The sequence below is a fragment of the Bacillus cereus group sp. Bce041 genome (assembly GCF_052646455.1).
Window position 1 is genome coordinate 1 of record NZ_JBQXON010000050.1, and the last position, 561, is coordinate 561.

The following is a 561-nucleotide window of genomic DNA, read 5'->3' on the forward strand; positions in this document are numbered from 1 at the left end:
CGAAAAGAAGAAAACATTAGACAGGTGAATAATAATCCAGAGTTATTACAATTCTTAAGAACATTAACTCCTGGTACTTGCATTGTTCTTCAATATGATTGCCAACCACCTACAAGTGCAACATTCCAAGGTTTTCAAGGAAACAACGTAATTATTTTATCTGACTTCGATTGTTTCCCAGGATTGGCACGTATTGCAATTAATAAAATTAATGTAGTCTCTATAAATTCACCTGATTGTGATCGTTTCTGCTGCAAGCGTAAGCATTGTAAAGAACGTGATGAGCATGATCATAGAGATGATTATTAAAAATGTATGAATAGAAATACCTTTCTTTTAATTTTATAAGCCACTTTGCAGAAAAAACACCTATTAAAAAATAGGTGTTTTTTCTTTCCTAATTTTACTGAACTGAACGTAAATAACAAACCATTCCATATATCGGACATATACTATTGTAAGGTCGGCATCCAAATGACCCAAATAAATACCCACGCCAAGAAATAAAACTACAAAGTATTTCTTGGCACCTTTTACATAAAACAAATAAATTATTAAAAA

At 31.2% G+C, this 561-nt stretch carries 2 protein-coding genes; one reads left to right on the forward strand and one right to left on the reverse strand.

From position 1 onward, the window contains the following. Positions 1-309 (forward strand): hypothetical protein (locus tag ACUN13_RS32165; protein WP_445424201.1); only part of this gene is annotated, 309 nt, incomplete at its 5' end. Positions 310-372: 63 nt separating this feature from the next. On the opposite strand, the gene ACUN13_RS32170 is transcribed toward ACUN13_RS32165, so the two are convergent. Beyond that, positions 373-561 (reverse strand): hypothetical protein (locus ACUN13_RS32170; RefSeq protein ID WP_438906473.1); only part of this gene is annotated, 189 nt, incomplete at its 5' end.